This is a genomic window from Micromonospora lupini str. Lupac 08 (assembly GCF_000297395.2).
In the GTDB taxonomy this organism is placed as follows: domain Bacteria; phylum Actinomycetota; class Actinomycetes; order Mycobacteriales; family Micromonosporaceae; genus Micromonospora; species Micromonospora lupini.
This window is the reverse complement of record NZ_HF570108.1, coordinates 3,579,226-3,598,445: the sequence shown is the minus strand read 5'-3', so window position 1 is coordinate 3,598,445 and position 19,220 is coordinate 3,579,226. Positions and strand designations below refer to the sequence as shown.

The following is a 19,220-nucleotide window of genomic DNA, read 5'->3' as shown; positions in this document are numbered from 1 at the left end:
GGCAGCGCCGACAACGGCAGCCACCACCAGTACGCCACACCAGAACGGGCGAAGCCCGGGTCGGATCACGCCGCGAATCATCGCAGACGCGAGGAACGCTCACTGCCCCGCGAGCCCACCAGCGCGCGGGGCGTACATGATGACCGCGACGCCCAGCAGGCACAGCGCGGCGCCGGCCAGGTCCCAGCGGTCCGGCCGGAAACCGTCCACGACCATCGCCCAGCCCAACGAGCCCGCCACGAACACCCCTCCGTACGCGGCCAGGATCCGGCCGAAGTTCGCGTCCGGCTGGAACGTGGCCACGAAGCCGTAACAGCCCAGCGCGACCACTCCGGCGGCGATCCACCACAGGCCGCGCTGTTCCCTCCACCCCTGCCAGACCAACCAGGCGCCACCGATCTCGGCCAGGGCTGCCAGCACGAACAACACCAGGGAACGGAGCACTGTCACGCGCCGACCCTAGCGGCCGCACGCGTCGGGTCCCCGGGCGACGGTGCGCCCGGGGACCCGCAGACCGCTCAGGTCACTTGTTGAAAGCGTCCTTGATCTTGCTGCCGGCATCCTTCATGTTCTGACCGGTCTGCTTGGCACGTGCGTCACCCTGCTGGCTGGCGCCCTCGCCACGCATCGACTCGTTGTCGGTCATGTCGCCGACGCGCTCTCTCGCGGCACCGGCCATCTGCTCGACCTTGTTCTTTGCCTTCTCGGTGAAGCTCATCGCGCCTCCTCGGTCTGGCGGTTGTCGAGGCTCGGTTGCCCGCTCTCCCGGTGCCGAAACCGGTGGTGTTGGGCGGCCCACACCGCGTAAGGCATCCTAGGAAGATAGGTTGAGGGAGGGCCGCTCTGCCGACCCCGCCGCGATGGTTAACTGGCCTCATGGGAGAGCTCCTGCTGATCCGGCACGGCGAGACCACCTGGAGCGCCAGCCTGCGGCACACCTCGTACACCGACCTGGAGCTGACCCCCGACGGCGAGCGACAGGCCCGCACCCTCGCCGCGTTCCTGGCCGGCCGGCGCTTCGTCACCGTGCTGTCCAGCCCTCGCTCCCGGGCGCTGCGCACCGCGCAGCTGGCCGGGCTCACCGTCGACGCGGTCGACGAGGACCTCAGCGAGTGGAACTACGGCGAGTACGAGGGCCGCACCACAGTCGACATCCACGACGACGATCCGCACTGGAACATCTGGACCGACGGCTGTCCCGGCGGGGAGTCACCCGCGCAGGTGGGTGACCGGCTCGACCGCGTGCTGGCCCGCGTCACGCCACTGCTCGACCGGGGCACCGTGGCGCTTGTCGGCCACGCGCACAGCCTGCGGGTGCTCGGCGCCCGCTGGATCGGGCTGCCCCCGTCCGCCGGGGGACGGCTACGCCTGGACACCGCAACGGTCAGCGCGCTCGGTCACGAGCACGGTCGGCAGGTCATCCTGCGGTGGAACCAGCCGGCTCCTCCGGCGCCCGGGACCGCGACCGACTCGGCGCCCCGGCACTGATCTTCGGCGGACGGTTCTCGTACGGCGTGGACAGCACCACTGTCGTCCGGGTCGTCACGTTCGCCGAGGTGCGGATCTCCTGGAGCACCCGCTCCAGGTCCGCCGGGCTGGCCACCCGCACCAGCAGCAGGTAGAAGTCCTCCCCCGCCACCGAGTAGCACGAGTCGATCTCCGGCAGGTGGGCCAGCCGCTCCGGCGCGTCGTCCGGCTGCGACGGGTCGAACGGCCGGATCGCCACGAACGCCGTCAACGGCAGGTCCAGCGCCTCGAACGACACCCGGGCGGCGTACCCCTTGAGCACCCCGCGTTGCTCCAGCCGGCGCACCCGCTGGTGCACGGCGGACACCGACAGCCCCACCTTCTCGGCCAGGTCGGTGTACGACAGACGGCCGTCAGCGGTCAGCGCAGCGACGATGGCGCGGTCGATCTCCTCCACGGCGTGCAACCTACCGGGAAATCGGCCCGACGGCGACGACGACCGCCGCGCTGACCCCGCCGTCTCAGCCCTTGGCGAGCGCCCGGGAGATCACCAACCGCTGGATCTGGTTGGTGCCCTCCACGATCTGCAGCACCTTCGCCTCCCGCATGTACCGCTCGACCGGGTGATCGCTGACGTAGCCCGCGCCGCCGAGCACCTGCACGGCGTCGGTGGTCACCCGCATCGCCACGTCGGAGGCGAAGAGCTTCGCCTTCGCCGCCTCGATCGAGTACGGCCGACCGGCGTCGCGCAGCCGGGCCGCCGCGAGCGTCAGCGCGCGGGCGGCGGAGATCTGGGTGGCCGCGTCGGCGAGGAGGAAACCGAGACCCTGGAAGTCGATGATGGACCGGCCGAACTGCTGGCGCTCCCGGGCGTAGCCGACGGCGTAGTCGAGCGCGGCCTGGGCGAGACCGACCGCGCACGCCGCGATGCCGAGGCGACCCGAGTCCAGCGCGGACATCGCGATGGTGAAGCCCGCGCCCTCGCCGCCGACGAGGCGGTCGGCCGGCACCCGCGCCTCCTCGAACGCGATCTGCGCCACCGGCGACGACCGCAGCCCCATGGTCCGCTCGGCGGCCTGCGGCGCGATGCCGGCGGTGCCCGCGTCGGCGACCAGGCAGGAGATGCCCTTCGGGCCGGGCCCGCCGGTGCGGCAGAAGACGTTGTAGAAGTCGGCCACCCGGGCGTGCGTGATCCACGCCTTGGTGCCGGAGACGACGTACGCGTCGCCGTCGCGGACCGCGCGGGTGCTCAGCGCCGCCGCGTCGGAGCCGCCCTGCGGCTCGGAGAGGCAGTACGCGCCGAGCAGCTCGCCGCCGAGCATGTCCGGCAGGAGCTTGCGCTGCTCGGCGGTGCCGAACGCGGCGACCGGGTAGCAGCTCAGGGTGTGCACGCTCACCGCCTCGGCGACCGCGAGCCACCGGCTGGCCAGGATCTCCAGCACCTGCAGGTACACCTCGTACGGCTGCGCGGCGCCGCCGTGTTCCTCGGCGTAGGGCAGGCCGAGCAGGCCGGCGCGGCCGATGGTGCGCAGCACCTCGCGGGGGAACTCGGCGCGTTCCTCGAAGCCTGCGGCCTTCGGCGCGAGCTCGCGGTCGGCCAGCTCGGTGGCGAGGTCCAGCAGGTCGTGGGCCTCGTCGGTGGGGAGGATCCGGTCGACAGTCATAGCGCGATGAGCTCCGTGGGGGTGGTGTTGAGCCGCTGCACGCCGTCCGTCGTGCAGACGACGATGTCCTCGATGCGGGCGCCGTGCCGGCCCGCCAGGTAGATGCCCGGTTCGATGGAGAACGCCATGCCGGCCTCCAGGGGCCGGTCGTTACCGGCCACCAGGTAGGGCTCCTCGTGGCCGTCCAGGCCGATGCCGTGCCCGGTGCGGTGCAGGAACGCGTCGCCGTAACCGGCGGCGGTGATCGGCTCCCGGGCTGCCGCGTCGGCCGTCGCGCCGGTGATCCCGGGGCGCACCGCCGCCACCGCCGCACCCTGGGCGGCGTGCAGCACCGCGTAGTAGTCGACGAAGTCGGCAGGCGCCGGCCCGCCCGCCACGTAGGTGCGCGTGCAGTCCGAGCGGTAGCCCGACGGCATCGTGCCGCCGATGTCGACCACCACCGGCTCGCCGGCGCCGATCGGCCGGTCCGAGGTGCCGTGGTGCGGGCTGGCCCCGTTCGGTCCGGCGGCCACGATGACGAAGTCGACGCTGACGTGCCCGGCGTCGCGGATCGCCGCCGCGATGTCGGCCGCCACCTCGGCCTCGGTGCGGCCGGGACGCAGCCACCGGCCCATCCGCAGATGCACCTCGTCGATGGCCGCGCCGGCGTCGGCCAGTGCCGCCACCTCGGCCGGGGACTTGCGGATCCGCAGCTCGCGCAGCGCCTCACCGGCGAGCCGCTGCGCGGCGCCGGGCAGCGCCGCGCGCAGGGCGAGGACCTGCTCGGCCCACATCCGGTCGGCGAGCCCGACCGCCGCCGGCGGGCCGTCGAGGGCGGCGACGACCAGGGGGTACGGGTCGACGCCGTCGGGGTGGTCGACGATGCGGACGCCGGTGTTGGGCGCCGCCTCCGCGGCCGGACGTTCCAGTCTGGGCACGATGAGCGTGGGCACGCCCTCGGCGGGCAGCACCAGGCAGGTCAGCCGCTCCCCCACGTGGGCGTCGTACCCGGTCAGGTAGCGCAGGTCGGAGCCGGGCGTGAGCAGCAGCGCGTCCAGGCCGGCGGCGGCGGTGGCGCGTTGCGCCGCGATCAGCCGGTCCGGCGGGTACAACTCATCGGTTCCCACCCCGTGAGCTTAACGGTCGTTTGGGCATCCCCAGAAGCCCGCATCCGCCCAGGCGAGGAAATCCACCGGCGTTGATTGACGGGGACAGTTAACACTCTTTAAGATTTGGCTGCCTCGAGGCCCACCCGTTCCTGCGTCCCGCAATTCCCGCCCGCGACAACCCTGCGCGGGCGGGCGTCGTCCCCCGCCCACGGGAAGGCCCCCGATGTCCTCACCACTGCGCCGCGCCCTCGCCGCCGGCCTGCTCGCCCTGGCCACCGCCGCCGCCACCGTCACCCTCGTCCCCACCGCCGCGCAGGCCGTGGTGCTGCCGAACAACTTCAAGAGCGTCGGCTACATGCCCTCGTGGGCTGGCAACGTCAACACGATCCAGTACAACAAGCTCACCCACATCAACTACGCCTTCGTGCTGCCCAACAACGACGGCAGCCTGCGCGCGGTGGAGAACCCGAGCAAGCTCTCCTCGCTGGTCTCCCAGGCCCACGCCAACAACGTCAAGGTCTCGATCGCCGTCGGCGGCTGGAACGACGGCAACGACTCGGCCTTCGAGGCCCTCGCCGGCAACTCCGGCAGCCGGAGCGCCTTCGTCAACAACCTGGTCAACTTCGTCAACCAGTACAACCTCGACGGCGTCGACATCGACTGGGAGTACCCCGACCCGGGCGCCTCGGCGAACAACTACAGCCAGGTCATGACCCAGCTCGGCAGCGCCATGCACAGCCGCGGCAAGCTGCTCACCGCTGCCGTCGTCTCCGAGGGCTACTACCTCGACGGCGTGCCGACGGCCGTGTTCGGCCAGGTCGACTGGCTCAACATCATGGCGTACGACGGCGGCAGCCCGCACTCCAACTACGACTGGTCGATCAACAGCATCAACCTGTGGAAGTCCCGCGGCCTGCCGGCCAGCAAGGCCGTCCTCGGCATCCCGTTCTACAGCCGCCCCGGCTACTACACGTACTCGGCGCTCGTCGCCCTGGACCCGGCCAACGCCAACCGGGACTGCACCACCGCCGGCGGCGCGCAGCAGTGCTACAACGGCGTCCCGACCGTCAAGCGCAAGACGCAGTGGGCCCTCGCGAACGCCGGCGGCGTCATGAACTGGGAGCTGTCGCAGGACACCACCGGCTCCACCTCGCTGGTCAGCGCCATGTACGACACCATCATGGGCGGCACCACCCCGCCGCCGTCCGGTCGTACCGGCCAGATCACCGGCCTCGGCGGCAAGTGCGTCGACGTGGCCTCCGCGAGCACCGCCAACGGCGCCGCCATCCAGCTCTGGGGCTGCAACGGCACCAACGCGCAGACCTGGACCGTCGCCAGCGACGGCACGCTGCGCGCCCTCGGCAAGTGCGCCGACATCGCCAGCGGCTCCACCGCCAACGGCGCCAAGGTGCAGCTGTACGACTGCAACGGCAGCGGCGCGCAGGTCTGGCAGGCGCAGTCCAACCGCACCCTGCGCAACCCGCAGTCCAACAAGTGCCTGGACGTCACCGACAACAGCTCCGCCGACGGCGCCCGACTCCAGATCTGGGACTGCTTCGCCGGCGCCAACCAGCGCTGGACCCTCCCCGCCTGACCCCGAACCGGACGCCGCGATCCCCGGCCGACGCCGCCGCGTCGGCCGGGGATCGTCCGTGGGTCGACGCCGCCGCGTCAGCCGGGGATCGCCGCGGGGTCGCGGGCCAGAGCCAGCATCTCGTCGACCGAGCCGGCCGGATCGGTGACCGGGAACTGCACCGCCCGCACCACCGACGTCGGGTCGATGAGCATCGTCAGTCGCTTGAACCGGGTCACCCCGCCGGCGGAGAAGACCGGCAGCAGCAGCCCCGCGGCGAGTCGAACGTCCTGATCGGACAGCAACGGGAACGGCAGCCGAGCGTACGCGGCGAACTCGGCGAGCTCATCCGGCCGCTGGGTGCTGATCCCGCGCACCCGTACCCCGGCCGCCGCGAAGGCCGGGTACCGGTCGGCGTACGTCGTCGATTCGAGAGTGCAGCCCCGGGCGCCGGGGATCTCGGCCCAGCCCGGCGGGTAGGCGTGCGTTCCCGGCGCGTACGCCCCCGGGAACAGGTACAGGACGCTCCAGACGTCCGGCGCGGTCAACGCGACCGGCCGGCCGTCGGTGCCGGCCAGGGCGACCTCCGGCAGCCGTCGGCCCACCAGCGCGTGTACCCGTCGCGCCTCGGCCGAGGCGTCGTCGGCGGTCGCGGTCAACTCTCCGTCACCCATCAGGTGCCTCGTTCCCCAGTCCTGTAGGGCGATGAGCACCGGCAACAGCCCCTCGCCCTTCGCGGTGAGCAGATAGTCGTGCCGGGGCGGGTGCGCCGAGTACGGGCGGCGTTCCAGCACGCCGTGCTCGACCAGGGCGGCGAGGCGTTCGGTCAGCGCCCGCCGGCTGACGCCCAGTTCGCGCTGGAGCGCCTCGAAGCGGGTCGTGCCGCCGGCGATGTCGCGCACGATGAGGAACGTCCACCAGTCCCCCAGCACGCCGAGCGCCTGCGCGATGCCGCAGTCCGCGTCCGCGAGATCGTCTCGTCGCACCCTCTTCCTCCCTCCGACCCGCCACGACTATAGTCCGTTCCAGATTGGAACGCACCAGGGACGGCACATGCCGCCAACGGCAACGCACTGACACCTGGAACGCATCGGCGCGACGGACGGGGGCCGACGACATGCACGTCGACGAACGGGCCGGAGTGTTCTGGCGTTGGTGGACCGCCGGCACGACCAGTCTGGTCGGGTCGGCGGTCGGCGCGGTGGCCCTGCCGCTGACCGCGCTCACCGTCCTGGACGCCTCCGCCTGGCAGATGGGTCTGATCGCCTCGGCCAGCTACGTCGCCTGGATCGTGATCGGCCTGCCCGCCGGTGTGATCGTGCAGCGCCTCCCGCTGCGCGGCACCCAGGTCGGCGCGGACCTGGCCCGCGCCCTCGCCGTCGCGTCGATCCCGCTGGCCTGGTGGTGGGGGCAGCTCACCGTGACCCACCTGGTGGTGACCGCGCTCGTCGTCAGCTTCGCCAACGTGCTGTTCGACGTGGCCAACTCGACCTTCCTGCCCAGCATCGTCGAGCGCGAGCAGTTGCAGTCGCGCAACAGCCTCACCTCGGCCACCCACGCCGCGACCCTGCTCAGCGGCCCATCGCTCGGTGGGCTCGCCGTGCAGGCGCTCGGCGCGGTGCCCACCCTGCTCGTCGACTCGGCCAGCTACCTCGTCTCGGCGGCTCTGCTGCGTACCCTGCCCGCGCGCCGCGTCGACGCGCCCGCGCAGTGGCCGCCGGTCGGTGAGCTGATCCGCGAGGGCTGGCGCTACGTCGCGTACCACCCGGTCATGGGCCCGTGCATGGGGGCCGCCACGGCCATGAACTTCGTCTGCGGCGCGCAGTTCGCACTGCACCCGCTCTACCTGGTCCGCGAGCTGCACGCGCCGGCCGGCCTGGTCGGCGTCCTGCTCGCCGTCGAGGGTGTCGGCGCGCTCGTCGGTGCGGCCCTCACCACCCGCATCACCACGCGGCTCGGCAGCGCCCGCGCGCTGGTCGCCGCCGGGTTCACGACGGTCGCCGGAGCGTTCCTGATCCCCGGGGGCACCGGTTGGCCGGCTTACGTCGCCTTCGCCGCCGGCAGCATCGTCTTCTCCCTCGGCACGGTCGTGCTCAGCGTGACCACCCGGACGTACCGGCAGATCGCCAGCCCACCCGAACTCCTCTCCCGGGTGATGGCGACAGTGCGGTTCGTCTCCTGGGGCGCCATCCCGGTCGGCGGGCTGGTCGCCGGCGCGCTCGCCGGCCCGCTCGGCGCCCGCGCCACCCTGTTCGTCTTCGCGGCGACCCTCATCTGCGCGCCCCTGATGCTGGTGCTCTCCCCCGTCCGCCACCTGCGCGACCTCAGCGACCACGACCGCGACGAGGGCCCGCGTCCGGCCGTCATCATCGGTCGGTGACCGTACCCGACCACAGGCCGTCGGCGACCCCGCGAATTCGGGTGGCGTCGCTGAGCACGTCGACGCTGTGCACGTACTGATCGACCGCGCCCAGCGGCGGCCGGTCGCGCAGCGCCGGGTCGGTCACCGCGGCGCGTAGCGCGGCGGTGACGCGCTCGGCACGCAGCACCAGGAACGGCCGGCCGTGAAACGGCACGGCACGGGCGCGTACCGGCGCGGCCAGACCGGTCTCGTCGGTCCACCGGGCCATGGTCTCCAGCGCCTCGACCAGGCCGGCCTGGCGGCAGGTCCAGTCGCCCGGGCCGGTCGCCTCGGCCAGCGCCGCGACCGCCGGTGCCGCGCCGGGCAGCCGGCCGAAGGCCGTGCCGAGCCATTTGTCGTACGGCGGCCAGCGTCGACGCAGCAGCAGACCGAGCCGGAGCAGGTCACGAGCGATGCCGCCGGTCACGATCCGGCTGCCCAGTTCGTCGCCGACCTCGGCGCACCGGCCGGGCAGGTGCTCAGCCTGCGCGATCCGCGTCCACACCGCGGCCAGGACGTACCGCCACACGTCCGGCGGGTACCACCGCAGCGCCGCCCGTCGAGCGGTCAACGCCCCGTCGAGGCCGTCGTGGAAGACCTCACCACCGGTCGCCTCCGCCAACCGCTGGGTCGGGCTCGCGAGCCAGTCCGTCGTGCCGACACCGGCCATCGGGTCGAAGCCGAGCCGGCGGCGCCACCAACCGGCGACCTCGTCGACGGTGACCCCGTGCCGCGTTCCGGCGGCGTCGGCGACGCCCAGTCGTCCGTCGTCGCCAGCGAAACGCGTGGGCCAGCCGAGGAAGTCCGCCGGCAGGTCGGCGTCCAGCACGGCGCTCATCCGCGGGATCGCCGCGGCGTCAGCCGTCCCGACGAAGACGTTCACGCGCGGGCCCCAGTCGTGGTCGGTGGACCGGGCCGTGTCCAGGCCCAGCACCTCCGAGCCACCGTCGAGCAGCCCCGCCGCGTACCGCAGGCCGGGGAGACGACCGCGCAGGATCGGCGCGACCACCTCGTCGTGGTACCGGCGGGCCAGCACCAGGCCGGGAAGGAACGCCACCCCGGCAGTCTGCGCCGTACCTGGCCCCACCCGCACGGCCATTTCCCTGCTCGGGCGGCTTCGGCGGGCCATAGCCTGGGTTCGGGACGCCCGCGCGGGTGGCCGCGACCGGGAGGGCCGACGTGACAGCGAACGACGCGAACCGGACGGCGACCCGCCGCCGCCGGCAACTGTGGGCCGGGGTCCTCGCGCTCGTCGGGCTGGTCCTGCTGGTCATCGGGCTCACCGTCGCCGACGGCGTCGCCGCCTGGGTCGAGGTGCTGGTGGCGATCCTGCTGCTGGTGACCAGCTACGTCGTGCAGCACCTCGCCCGACGGGCCACCGTCTACCGACCCGACGAGCGGCGCTGACGCCGCCGGGCGGCCGGGCGTACCGCTGATCGTCGGGGGGCTGTGCCAGGCTGTCGGGCGTGGCACACCGATCCCCGATCCTGCTGATCGACGCACCCAGCCTCTACTTCCGGGCCTACTTCGGCATCCCCGAGTCCGCCGCACGCACCGAGGACGGCCAGCCCGTCAACGCGGTGCGCGGCTTCCTCGACATGCTCGCCACGCTCATCCGCGGCCGCGGGGCCGACCGGATGGTGTGCGCCCTGGACTACGACTGGCGGCCGGCGTGGCGCGTCGACCTGCTGCCGTCGTACAAGGCGCACCGGGTGGCCCCGCAGGGGGGCGAGGTCGTGCCCGACACGCTCTCCCCGCAGGTGCCGATGATCCTGGAGGTCCTCGAGGCCGTCGGCATCCCCGCCGTCGGCGCGACCGGCTACGAGGCCGACGACGTGCTCGGCACGCTCTCGGTGACCCAGCCCGGCCCGGTCGAGGTGGTCTCCGGCGACCGGGACCTGTTCCAGCTCATCGACGACACCCGGGACGTGCGGCTGCTCTACGTCGGGCGCGGCGTGGCCAAGCTCGACGACTGCGACGACGCGGCGGTCCGCGCCCGCTACGGCGTGCCGGCCGACCGGTACGCCGACTTCGCCGCCCTGCGCGGCGACCCCAGCGACGGCCTGCCCGGCGTGCCGGGGGTCGGCGAGAAGACCGCCGCGCGGCTCATCGAGCGGTACGGCAGCATCGACGGCATCCTGGCCGCGCTGGACGACTCCGACTCGTCCTTCGCCCCGGGGCTGCGCACCAAGCTGGCCGGTGCCCGCGACTATCTGGCCGTCGCGCCGACAGTGGTCCGGGTCGCCCTGGACGTGGCGCTGCCGGAGCTGCCCACCGCGCTGCCGACCGCCGCCGCCGACCCGGAACGGCTGCTCGAGCTGGCCGGCCGGTGGAACCTGGCCGGCTCCGCCCGCCGCCTCGTCGACGCCCTGGCCGCCCGCGCCGACGCCTGACCGCCGGGCGCGCGGCACACCCGCGTGGGCCGCAACGCGTGGGCGTGGACCGCAACGCGTGGGCGTGGGACGCAACGCGTGGGCGTGGGACGCAACGCGTGGGCGTGGGACGCACGCGCGGGCCGTGCGCGTGCGGCGCGGCACGCACGCCTCCGGCGCGGCCGACAACACCTCGGGAGCGGCGACCGCGAGGGCAGCCGCGCAGGTCGACCGCAGCCTCAGGCACACCGGCTGGCCGCAGCCTCAGGCACACCGGCTGGCCGCAGCCTCAGGCACACCGGCTGGCCGCGACCTCGGGCACACCGGCTGGCCGCGACCTCAGGCGCGCAGGTTGGCCGCGAGGTCGCTGACCGCGCCCATCGCGTACCGCTGCATGCCCGGGCCGAACGTGATCCGGGTGGCGCCGCGCCGGGCCAGTTCGGCCACGGAGTCCGGGCTCGGGCCGGCGGCCATGTTGAGGGGGCCGGTGATGCCCTCGCGCAGGGTCGGGAGGACCTCGGTGGGCGCAAGTAGCGGGTACACGCAGTCGGCGCCCGCCGCGACGTACAGCTTCGCCCGGGCGATGGCGTCGGCCGGGTCGCCCGAACCGAACAGGAAGGTGTCGACGCGCGCGTTGATGACCAGCGCGTCACCCGCCGCCGCTCGCACCTCGGCCAGCCAGTCCGCGTGCCGCTGCGGGTCCTTGAGTGTGGCGTGCCCCTCGGAGTCCTCCAGGTTGCAGCCGACGGCGCCCGCCTCCAGCAGCCGCTCGACCAGCTCGCCGGGTGCGAGCCCGTAGCCGTCCTCCACGTCGGCGGACACCGGCACGGAGACGGCCCGGACGATGCGCGCCACCGCGGCGAACATCTCGGCGGGCGGGGTGGCGCCGTCCTCGTAGCCGAGGGAGGCGGCGACACCGGCGCTCGGCGTGGCGAGCGCCGGGAAGCCGGCGTCGGCGAAGACCCGGGCGCTGCCCGCGTCCCAGGGCCCGGGCAGGACGAGCGGGTCACCGGGGGCGCGGTCGTGGTGCAGGGCACGGAAGGAGGACGCTGTCATCGTTCGGATCTCCCGGGGGACGTTGCGGGCCGGACAGGCTACCCATCATGAACCGTACCGTCGTCGCACTTCCTGTGCGCCGGCCCGGAACCGTCCCCGAAAGCGCAACAAAGGGTTGCGCGACGCGCCAGGGTGGCATAGCCTTACGCAACCAAAGGTTGCGAAAGGGTGGTACGCATGGAGTACGGAGTCATCGAACGCGACATCGACGTGGACGCCTCACCCGAGGTGGTCTTCGAGGTGATCAGCCAGCCCGAGCACGTGCGGGAGTGGTGGCCCGACGACGCACGGTTCGAACCGGTCGAGGGCGCGCCCGGCGAGTTGGTGTGGCGTGACGCGCAGACCGGCGAGACGACGACAGTCGACCTCGCCGTCGTGGACGTCGACCCGCCGAAGCGGTTCTCCTTCCGGTGGTGCTTCACCGAGCCCGACCGCGGCGGGCAGTCGCTGTTCGTCACGTTCGACCTGGTCCCCATCGGAGCCGGGACCCGCATCCGCATGACGGAGACCGGTTTCCGGGAGATGGGCTGGGAGGTCGCCGTCCTGGAGAAGCAGTACCAGGACCACGTCAGCGGGTGGAACCACTACGTCCCCGCCCTGGGCGTGTACGTCGCGAAGCTGGTCGCCGCGTCATGACCACGGCGGTGGACGACGCCCTGTGGTCGGCGATCGGCGACCCGACCCGGCGCAGCATGATCGACCTGCTGCTCGCCGGCGGGCCCGGCACCGCCACGTCGCTGAGCGAGCGGCTGCCCGTCACCCGCCAGGCCGTCTCGAAGCACCTGGCCGTCCTGGACCGGGTCGGCCTGATCCACTCCGCGGCGGCGGGTCGTGAGCGTCACTACCGGGTCGACGAGGCGCAGCTCGCCCGCGCGGTCGCCCAACTGACCGCCGTCGGCGACGCCTGGGACGCCCGACTCCGCCGGATCAAGCGGATCGCCGAGACGATCGAACGCCACCGCACCGACGACCAGGGAGAATGAGAGGCCAGCCGGTGGAGACACGGGCCATCCCGCTCAGCGACCGGCGTCGAGCCGGCGCTACTTCACCTTTCGGGTGGAGCGCACGACGATGTCCTCGTACTCCGGGTGCTTGACCAGCCACTCGGCGAGGAACGGGCAGATCGGCACCACGGTGCGTCGCCTGGCCCGCGCGTCGTCCATGACGGCGCGGGCCAGGGTCGACCCGACGCCGCGGCCCTCGTACGCGGGATCGACCTCGGTGTGGGTGTAGGCGATGATGGCGCCGGTCAGCTGGTAGGTGACGACCCCGGCGACCGCGCCCGTCTCGTCGCGCGCCTCGAACCGCTCCCGCGTCGGCGCCTCTGTCACGGTGAACTGCACCGGACCATCCAAGCACAGCACCCGTGGCGGCCACCCGCGGTCACCGCGGCGCGCGGGCGGGTCCGCTCCGCGCCGGGCGGAGCGGGCCGGCCCGGGGACGTCAGAGGCGGCGGCGGCCGTACGCGGCGGCGGTGACGGCCACGCCGATCGCGGCGAACACGACCTGCAGGAGCAGCTCGATCCAGTCGATGCCGGCGGTCTCGTCGACGCCGAGCCCACCGGCCACGAGGGTGCCGAGGATCGCGGCGAGCACGCCGATCGCCAGGGTGAGCACGATCGAGATGTTCTGCCTGCCGGGCACCACGAGCCGACCGAGGGCGCCGATGACCAGGCCGATGATGATCGCGGTGAAGAAGCCCTGGATTTCCACGAGGCCGTCCCTTCCGAAGGTGTTGTCGTCAGCGACGCTCTTCTGCCCCGGACCGGGCACCGCCGAAACCAGCGCTGGTCCCGGTCGGGATCGACGGGGACCAGCGGTGTGCCGACCGTCAGGAGGCGGCGATGCCCTCCATGCCGATGCCGTCGGCGAACTTCGGCAGGCCCTCGACGGTGGTGACGAGGCTCAGGGAGCCGTCGTCGTGCACCTCGTAGCCCTGCACGTTGCCGGCGGTGGCGTTCTGCACGTACAGGAAGCCGTCGCTGGTGGTCATGTCGATCGACCCGCCACCGGTGTCCGCGGCGACCTCCTTGACGAGCTGGAGTTTGCCGTCGTCGTCGACCCGGTAGGAGCTGATGGTGGAGCTACCGGCGTTGGCGACGAAGAAGTAGTCGCCCACGCGCTGGATCCAGCACGGCGCCTGCTGACCGTTGGGCACCGACGGCCCGACCTGGTCGAGCGTGCCGTCGTCGTCGAGCTCGAACCGGCTGACCGCGTTCGCGCCCGACTCGGTGACCAGCAGCGAGTCCTCGGTGTCGAAGGTGAAGCCGAACGGCGTGTTTCCCGCGTCGCTGACGACGGGGTTGCGGGCCAGCTCGCCGTCGCGACCGATCTCGTAGCTGAACATGACGTTGGCGCCCTTCGTCGACACCAGGACGAACTCGCTGTCCGGGTCGATCTTGACCTGGGCCGGAGCCGTCCCGAACGCGGGCGGGTTGCCGTTGTGCAGGCCGAGCGACCGGTTGGCGTCCTCGACGCGCGACAGGCGCCCCTTGTGCAGCTCGAAGCCCTGCACCGAGCCCTCGCCGCCGGCGTTGAGCACGTAGACGAGGTCACCGCGGGCCGCGATGCTGACCGGCAGTAGACCGCCGGACCAGATGACCTGGAGCTTGTGCAGCCGGGTGCCGTCCACGCGGAAGACGGTCACGGTGTTGCTGCCGGCGTTGACGGCGAAGAGCAGCCCCTTGTGGTAGACGAGGGAGCCCTGCGAGGCCAGCGCGTCGAGGGGCGCGCCGATGGTGAAGCCGCCCAGCCCGCCGGTCTCGTACTCGCCGGCCTTGCTGAGGCGGCCGTCCTCGTCCCGGTCGTACACCTTGATGGTGTTGCCCTCGGCCTTGTTGGTCTGGACGAAGACCGCGCCCTCGCTGTCCTGGTGGTTTCCACCTCCCCCGCGCTCGTCGTGGTTGCCGGCCGGGCCGCCGCCGTCGGCGAAGGCAGCTCCGGGGAGCGTTCCGGCACCGGTCAGGCCCACCAGGAGGGCCGCCGCTAGCGCTACGCTGCGCTTCATTCCTGACTCCTTAGCCGCTTTGTGGAAGGAATACGAGGTTTCCTCTCATTGGCACGCTATCGGAGGAGTACGCCGCTTCGATGGTGTTTACCCGTAAGTGGCACCGCCGGGCGCGACGGTGGATTCGTGGTAGTGCGGCACCCGCCGGCCGTGGACGCACCCATCGGCCCTCGCGGCCCCGCTGACCAGGCGTTGTCGGTGCGGTAACGGGAATCGCAGGGGTCGCCAGCAGCTCTGGGAGGAGACGCCATGACGAACCCGTCGCCCCACGGGTCGGACCCTGCCCGTTCGCCGGATCCGCCGTCCTCGGCGACGGGCGGCGGTGTCGCCGTCGTGGAGCTGTTCACCTCGCAGGGCTGCAACAGCTGCCCTCCGGCCGAGGAGCTGCTGACCGAGATCGACCAGGACGCCCGGACGCGGGGCGAGCCCGTCTTCGCCCTCGGCTTCCACGTCGACTACTGGGACGACCTGGGCTGGCCCGACCAGTTCGCGGACGCGGCGTACACCGCGCGGCAGGAGGCGTACGCGCGTGGGTTCGGCACCGGAGGGCTCTACACGCCGCAGATGATCGTCAACGGCACCGTGGAGTTCGTCGGCTCCGACCGTCGCCGGGCGGCGAGCGCCATCGCGTCGGCCCTGACGTCGACAGTCACCGCGCCCCTCACGCTGTCCGTGTCGGACGCCGCGGACGGCGGACAGGGGATGGCAGTGGACTATCGCGTGCGGCCGCTGCCGCAACGTGCCGTGGTCAACGTGGCGGTCGTGCAGCGCGGCCTGGACAGCGAGATTGCCCGCGGCGAGAACGCCGGCCGGACGCTGCGGCAGGACAACGTGGTGCGCGCCTTCGCCTCGGTATCCCTGAACGCCGAGCAGGGCCGGGTGGAGCTGGCCACGCCGCCGAATCTCGACAGTCGCCGCGCCACGGTGATCGGCTACGTCCAGCGCGAGGGCGACCGGGCGGTCCTCGGCGCGACGGCAGTCGACCTGTCCGTCGCGACCGGCTGACGCCACCGTCGGGCGGCCCGCCCGACGGCTGTCGGTCCCGGTGCGTAACCTCGGCGCATGCTGATGGCACGCGCGGTGCGGGGTCTCGGTGGCTGACGCCGACGACGTACGCCGCCTGGCCCTGTCCCTGCCCCACACGGTCGAGATCCAGAGCGACGGCTTCGACTTCCGGGTGGCCGACAAGGGTTTCGTCTGGTCCTATCCCGAGCGCAGGCCCGGCAGGCCGCGGGTGATCCGGCGCGACATCGCGGTGCTGTTCGTCGGGGACGAGGCCGAGAAGCAGGCCCTCCTGCTCGGCGAACCCGAGGTCTTCTTCACGACCTCCGGGTACGAGGGACTGCCGCTGGTGTTGCTGCGCCTGGTGGCCGTCGACGTCGAGCGCCTGAGCGAACTCGTGACCGACGCGTGGCGGATGCGTGCGCCGGACGCGCTGCACGCCGACCTGGACGGGGTCGGCGCGGCGGAGAGGTAGCCGGCACAGCGGGCGATCAGTTTGCGACATCAGCACGCAACCGGACTGACACATTGACGGGGATCTCGACGGTCGATTACCGTGCCGGCTGAGAGAGCGCTCTCTCGATCGACGTTTTCCACAATTCAGACGCTACGCGCCCGGGTCGGCACGGTCCGTACCGGGACGCGCGATGGAGGCACCATGAAACCTCCCGTCCCCCACCGCCGCTGGGCCCTGGCAGCCGCCACCGCCCTGGCCCTGGTCGTCGGTGGCCTCACGATCCCCGTCACCCGCGCCGCCGAGGCCGCGCCCGTGGGCGCCGGCAGCTACACCACCACCCCCGTCGGCGCGCTCCCCACCGGCTGCGGCGCGATGTCCAGCAACCCCCGGCAGTACGCCACCGCCAACGCGCCCGCCGGCGCCGTTCCCACCAACGACTGGTGGTCCTCGCTGCTGTGGAAGCGCACCGACTGCGCCTTCAGCGAGCCACTGCACGCCCACCCCACCTCGTACGACACGTTCACCGACGGTCTCGGCTTCTCGGCCAACTCCACACCCGCCATCAGCGGCACGGCGACCGGCGTCGGCGAGTACCACTACCCGTACGTGCAGGACATCCGCGTCGGCGTGGCCGGGCTCGCCGCACCCCAGGTCACTGTGGACGGCTGGACCGACTGGACGGTCAGCCCGTACTGGAGCGACGGGACCCGCACCCTGCGCGCCACCATCGGCCACGGCCTGCCGTTCGCGTACTTCCAGGCCAGCGGCGGCGACGCGGTGATCGGCACGTCCGGCACCCCCGACGTCTGGTCCAGCAGCGGCGCCACCATCGGCTTCCGGGTCAACGGCCACGACTACGTGGCGTACGCCCCCAGCGGCGCGACCTGGACCGTCAGCGGCGGTCGCATCTCCTCCACCCTCGCCGGTCGCGGCTACTTCTCCGTCGCCCTGCTGCCCCCGACGGCGAACGCCACCGAGCGGGCCGACCTGGCCGCCACCTACGGCCGGTACGCGCACGCCCACGTCACCGGCACCCGGGTCTCCTACTCGTACGACCCGTCGACGAACGGCCTGAGCACGACGTACGCGTTCACCACCACCGCCCGGGAGGGGACCGCCACGCAGACAGTGGTCAGCCTCTACCCGCACCAGTGGAAGTCGCTGGCCGGCTCGACGCCGATCACGCCCACCTACCCGTCGGCGCGGGGTCGGATGAAGGTCCTCACCGGCGTCAACCAGTTCCGCACCGCCATGGCGTTCCAGGGTGTCCTGCCCGAACTGCCGGCCGTCGGCGACGGCAGCGGCGCGGACCTGGCCACGCTCACCGGCCACCTGGCCGCCGCCCGGGGCAACCCGATGGACCAGCGGGGCAACGACACGTACTGGACCGGCAAGGGGCTCGGCCGGGCCGCCCGGCTCGCCGAGGTCGCCGACCTGGTCAACGACACGGCCACCCGCGACAGCGCGCTCAACGCGATCCGTAGCACCCTCACCGACTGGTTCACCGCGTCCAGCGGCAAGACCCAGAGGCTCTTCTACTACGACGCCAACTGGGGCACCCTGATCGGCTACCCGGCGTCGTACGGCTCCGACCAGGAACTCAACGACCACCACTTTCACTACGGCTACTTCATCGCCGCCGCCGCGACCCTCGCCAAGTTCGACCCGTCGTGGGCCGCGACCAGCCGCTACGGCGGCATGGTGGACCTGCTGATCCGCGACGCCAACAACTACCGCCGCGACGACACCCGCTTTCCCTACCTGCGTGACTTCGACATCTACGCCGGCCACGACTGGGCCTCCGGGCACGGCTCGTTCGGCTCCGGCAACAACCAGGAGTCGTCGTCCGAGGGGATGAACTTCGCCAACGCCCTCATCCAGTGGGGGCAGGTCACCGGCGACACCGCCGTACGCGACGCCGGCATCTTCCTCTACACGACGCAGGCCGCCGCCATCCAGGAGTACTGGTTCGACGCCGGCGACCAGAACTTCCCCGCCGCCTTCGGGCACTCGACTGTCGGCATGGTCTGGGGCGACGGCGGCGCGTACGCCACCTGGTTCAGCGGCGAGCCGGAGATGATCCAGGGCATCAACCTGCTGCCGGTCACCGGCGGGCACCTCTACCTGGGCAACAACCCGGCGTACGTGCGCACCAACTACGCCGAGCTGGTCCGCAACAACGGCGGGCAGCCGACGGTGTGGCAGGACATCCTCTGGCAGTTCCAGGCCCTGGGCGACGGCGACGCGGCCCTGGCGAACCTGCGCGCCAATCCCGGCTACACCCCCGAGGAGGGAGAGAGCCGGGCACACACCTTCCACTGGATCCGCAACCTGGCGGCGCTGGGCACCGTCGACACGACTGTCACCGCCAACCACCCGCTGAGCGCGGTCTTCTCCCGCAACGGGGCACGCACCTACGTGGCGTCGAACCCGACGGCAAACCCGATCACGGTCACGTTCTCCACCGGCACCCGGCTCACCGTGGCGGCCGGCCGGACGGCCACCACCGGGGCGTACACCTGGAGCGGTGGCAACGCCTCCGGCGGCGTGCCGCCGAGCACGACCCCGCCGACCACCGCGCCACCCACCACCGCGCCGCCCACCACGGCCCCGCCGACGACTCCCCCGCCCACCACTGCCGCACCCACCACGCCGCCGCCGAGCTCGGGCTCGCCCACGCGCTACCTGCTGTCCGGTGGTGGGCTGGGCGCCGCCGGCAGCGCGGCCACGACCACCGTCGCGGCCGCCAACGGAAACCACGACGGTACGCCGACCAACCCGCAGGTCTTCACGGCGACCGGCCTCAACCTCGCCTACTCCGGAGCGCAGACCACGTTCGACCTGTTCCTCGACGCCGGCGCGGCCGTCGGCAACGGCGTGCAGGTGCGCGTGTCCTACGACCTGACCGGCAACGGCAGCTGGGACCGGACGGAGACGTGGCGCTACTTCGCCACCGACCCGGTCGCCGGCTACGAGCACTACACCCAGGCCGCCGGCCTGGCCTCGGCGACCGGTTCGTTGGGCACGTTGAGCAACGGCACGGTCCGGGTGGAGGTCTGGTCGGCCATCGGCAACAACCCCACCACCCTGGGCGTCGGCAACCAGTCCGTGCTGCGCCTTCCCTACTCCTGAT

The 19,220-nt window shown here is 72.5% G+C and carries 21 protein-coding genes; 10 read left to right on the top strand and 11 right to left on the bottom strand.

Features of this window, described 5'->3' with window-relative positions:
• Positions 1-99: 99 nt before the first annotated feature.
• Together MILUP08_RS17605 and MILUP08_RS17600 are read right to left on the bottom strand one after the other, a co-directional pair.
• A complete protein-coding gene (locus MILUP08_RS17605) occupies positions 100-450 on the bottom strand; it encodes a YnfA family protein (RefSeq protein ID WP_007460061.1) in 351 nt (116 codons plus the stop codon).
• A 73-nt stretch (positions 451-523) separates the two neighbouring features.
• The gene (locus MILUP08_RS17600) at positions 524-718 is read right to left on the bottom strand and encodes a CsbD family protein (RefSeq protein ID WP_007460059.1); all 195 of its coding nucleotides are present in this window, start codon (positions 716-718) and stop codon (positions 524-526) included.
• Between the two features lie 158 nt (positions 719-876).
• Here MILUP08_RS17600 and MILUP08_RS17595 point away from each other — a divergent pair, with 158 nt between their 5' ends.
• Complete coding sequence (locus tag MILUP08_RS17595; protein ID WP_007460057.1) at positions 877-1,488, top strand: histidine phosphatase family protein; 612 nt, start codon at positions 877-879, stop codon at positions 1,486-1,488.
• Here MILUP08_RS17595 and MILUP08_RS17590 read toward each other — a convergent pair.
• The 3 genes from MILUP08_RS17590 to MILUP08_RS17580 all read right to left on the bottom strand — a co-directional run bounded on the left by MILUP08_RS17590 (position 1,418) and on the right by MILUP08_RS17580 (position 4,237).
• Positions 1,418-1,924: an Lrp/AsnC family transcriptional regulator gene (locus MILUP08_RS17590; protein WP_007460055.1), complete on the bottom strand. Its 507-nt coding sequence runs from the start codon at positions 1,922-1,924 to the stop codon at positions 1,418-1,420. The two genes, MILUP08_RS17595 and MILUP08_RS17590, sit on opposite strands and share 71 nt — an antisense overlap.
• 64 nt (positions 1,925-1,988) lie before the next feature.
• Positions 1,989-3,131 carry an acyl-CoA dehydrogenase family protein gene (locus tag MILUP08_RS17585; protein ID WP_007460053.1) on the bottom strand — a complete coding sequence of 381 codons (1,143 nt, stop codon included), beginning with the start codon at positions 3,129-3,131 and terminating at the stop codon, positions 1,989-1,991.
• Positions 3,128-4,237 (bottom strand): M24 family metallopeptidase, encoded by a 1,110-nt coding sequence (locus tag MILUP08_RS17580; protein ID WP_007460051.1) that lies wholly within the window; start codon positions 4,235-4,237, stop codon positions 3,128-3,130. Before MILUP08_RS17580 ends, MILUP08_RS17585 begins: the two co-directional genes overlap by 4 nt.
• A gap of 205 nt (positions 4,238-4,442) precedes the next feature.
• Here MILUP08_RS17580 and MILUP08_RS17575 point away from each other — a divergent pair, with 205 nt between their 5' ends.
• On the top strand, positions 4,443-5,813 hold the full coding sequence (locus tag MILUP08_RS17575) for a glycosyl hydrolase family 18 protein (protein WP_007460048.1): 1,371 nt from the start codon (positions 4,443-4,445) through the stop codon (positions 5,811-5,813).
• Positions 5,814-5,890: 77 nt separating this feature from the next.
• Here MILUP08_RS17575 and MILUP08_RS17570 read toward each other — a convergent pair whose 3' ends face one another.
• Positions 5,891-6,778 carry a winged helix-turn-helix transcriptional regulator gene (locus MILUP08_RS17570; protein WP_007460047.1) on the bottom strand — a complete coding sequence of 296 codons (888 nt, stop codon included), beginning with the start codon at positions 6,776-6,778 and terminating at the stop codon, positions 5,891-5,893.
• Between the two features lie 131 nt (positions 6,779-6,909).
• Here MILUP08_RS17570 and MILUP08_RS17565 point away from each other — a divergent pair, with 131 nt between their 5' ends.
• Positions 6,910-8,172, top strand: a complete 1,263-nt coding sequence (locus MILUP08_RS17565) for an MFS transporter (RefSeq protein WP_007460045.1) — start codon at positions 6,910-6,912, stop codon at positions 8,170-8,172.
• On the opposite strand, the gene MILUP08_RS17560 is transcribed toward MILUP08_RS17565, so the two are convergent.
• On the bottom strand, positions 8,159-9,250 hold the full coding sequence (locus tag MILUP08_RS17560) for a DUF4037 domain-containing protein (protein ID WP_063827223.1): 1,092 nt from the start codon (positions 9,248-9,250) through the stop codon (positions 8,159-8,161). The two genes, MILUP08_RS17565 and MILUP08_RS17560, sit on opposite strands and share 14 nt — an antisense overlap.
• Positions 9,251-9,372: 122 nt before the next feature.
• On the opposite strand from MILUP08_RS17560, the gene MILUP08_RS17555 reads away from it, so the two are divergent.
• Both MILUP08_RS17555 and MILUP08_RS17550 read left to right on the top strand, forming a co-directional pair.
• Complete coding sequence (locus MILUP08_RS17555; protein WP_007460043.1) at positions 9,373-9,600, top strand: hypothetical protein; 228 nt, start codon at positions 9,373-9,375, stop codon at positions 9,598-9,600.
• 59 nt (positions 9,601-9,659) lie between these two features.
• Complete coding sequence (locus MILUP08_RS17550; protein WP_007460042.1) at positions 9,660-10,586, top strand: 5'-3' exonuclease; 927 nt, start codon at positions 9,660-9,662, stop codon at positions 10,584-10,586.
• A gap of 318 nt (positions 10,587-10,904) precedes the next feature.
• On the opposite strand, the gene MILUP08_RS17545 is transcribed toward MILUP08_RS17550, so the two are convergent.
• A complete protein-coding gene (locus MILUP08_RS17545) occupies positions 10,905-11,621 on the bottom strand; it encodes an isocitrate lyase/PEP mutase family protein (RefSeq protein ID WP_007460041.1) in 717 nt (238 codons plus the stop codon).
• A gap of 177 nt (positions 11,622-11,798) precedes the next feature.
• Here MILUP08_RS17545 and MILUP08_RS17540 point away from each other — a divergent pair, with 177 nt between their 5' ends.
• Both MILUP08_RS17540 and MILUP08_RS17535 read left to right on the top strand, forming a co-directional pair.
• Entirely contained in the window at positions 11,799-12,257 is a 459-nt protein-coding gene (locus tag MILUP08_RS17540) for an SRPBCC domain-containing protein (protein WP_007460039.1), read from the top strand.
• Positions 12,254-12,604 (top strand): ArsR/SmtB family transcription factor, encoded by a 351-nt coding sequence (locus MILUP08_RS17535; protein WP_007460038.1) that lies wholly within the window; start codon positions 12,254-12,256, stop codon positions 12,602-12,604. The genes MILUP08_RS17540 and MILUP08_RS17535 overlap by 4 nt, the downstream gene beginning before the upstream one ends.
• A gap of 57 nt (positions 12,605-12,661) precedes the next feature.
• Here MILUP08_RS17535 and MILUP08_RS17530 read toward each other — a convergent pair whose 3' ends face one another.
• The 3 genes from MILUP08_RS17530 to MILUP08_RS17520 form a co-directional block, all read right to left on the bottom strand.
• Positions 12,662-12,964, bottom strand: a complete 303-nt coding sequence (locus tag MILUP08_RS17530) for a GNAT family N-acetyltransferase (RefSeq protein WP_007460037.1) — start codon at positions 12,962-12,964, stop codon at positions 12,662-12,664.
• 100 nt (positions 12,965-13,064) lie between these two features.
• On the bottom strand, positions 13,065-13,334 hold the full coding sequence (locus MILUP08_RS17525) for a GlsB/YeaQ/YmgE family stress response membrane protein (protein WP_039908234.1): 270 nt from the start codon (positions 13,332-13,334) through the stop codon (positions 13,065-13,067).
• A 118-nt stretch (positions 13,335-13,452) separates the two neighbouring features.
• Positions 13,453-14,628: a lactonase family protein gene (locus MILUP08_RS17520; protein ID WP_007460035.1), complete on the bottom strand. Its 1,176-nt coding sequence runs from the start codon at positions 14,626-14,628 to the stop codon at positions 13,453-13,455.
• Between the two features lie 249 nt (positions 14,629-14,877).
• On the opposite strand from MILUP08_RS17520, the gene MILUP08_RS17515 reads away from it, so the two are divergent.
• From MILUP08_RS17515 to MILUP08_RS17505, 3 genes are all read left to right on the top strand, one after another.
• On the top strand, positions 14,878-15,633 hold the full coding sequence (locus MILUP08_RS17515; protein WP_007460034.1) for a DUF1223 domain-containing protein: 756 nt from the start codon (positions 14,878-14,880) through the stop codon (positions 15,631-15,633).
• A gap of 88 nt (positions 15,634-15,721) precedes the next feature.
• Positions 15,722-16,105 (top strand): MmcQ/YjbR family DNA-binding protein, encoded by a 384-nt coding sequence (locus MILUP08_RS17510; protein WP_007460033.1) that lies wholly within the window; start codon positions 15,722-15,724, stop codon positions 16,103-16,105.
• A 183-nt stretch (positions 16,106-16,288) separates the two neighbouring features.
• Positions 16,289-19,219, top strand: a complete 2,931-nt coding sequence (locus tag MILUP08_RS17505) for a glycosyl hydrolase (protein ID WP_007460032.1) — start codon at positions 16,289-16,291, stop codon at positions 19,217-19,219.
• Position 19,220 lies beyond the last annotated feature (1 nt).

Bases quoted from the DNA above. Each gene is read 5' to 3' on its own strand.
- MILUP08_RS17600 (WP_007460059.1), bottom strand. From the start codon at position 718: ATGAGCTTCACCGAGAAGGCAAAGAACAAGGTCGAGCAGATGGCCGGT.
- MILUP08_RS17595 (WP_007460057.1), top strand. From the start codon at position 877: ATGGGAGAGCTCCTGCTGATCCGGCACGGCGAGACCACCTGGAGCGCC.
- MILUP08_RS17585 (WP_007460053.1), bottom strand. From the start codon at position 3,131: ATGACTGTCGACCGGATCCTCCCCACCGACGAGGCCCACGACCTGCTG.
- MILUP08_RS17575 (WP_007460048.1), top strand. From the start codon at position 4,443: ATGTCCTCACCACTGCGCCGCGCCCTCGCCGCCGGCCTGCTCGCCCTG.
- MILUP08_RS17565 (WP_007460045.1), top strand. From the start codon at position 6,910: ATGCACGTCGACGAACGGGCCGGAGTGTTCTGGCGTTGGTGGACCGCC.
- MILUP08_RS17545 (WP_007460041.1), bottom strand. From the start codon at position 11,621: ATGACAGCGTCCTCCTTCCGTGCCCTGCACCACGACCGCGCCCCCGGT.
- MILUP08_RS17540 (WP_007460039.1), top strand. From the start codon at position 11,799: ATGGAGTACGGAGTCATCGAACGCGACATCGACGTGGACGCCTCACCC.
- MILUP08_RS17535 (WP_007460038.1), top strand. From the start codon at position 12,254: ATGACCACGGCGGTGGACGACGCCCTGTGGTCGGCGATCGGCGACCCG.
- MILUP08_RS17520 (WP_007460035.1), bottom strand. From the start codon at position 14,628: ATGAAGCGCAGCGTAGCGCTAGCGGCGGCCCTCCTGGTGGGCCTGACC.
- MILUP08_RS17515 (WP_007460034.1), top strand. From the start codon at position 14,878: ATGACGAACCCGTCGCCCCACGGGTCGGACCCTGCCCGTTCGCCGGAT.
- MILUP08_RS17505 (WP_007460032.1), top strand. From the start codon at position 16,289: ATGAAACCTCCCGTCCCCCACCGCCGCTGGGCCCTGGCAGCCGCCACC.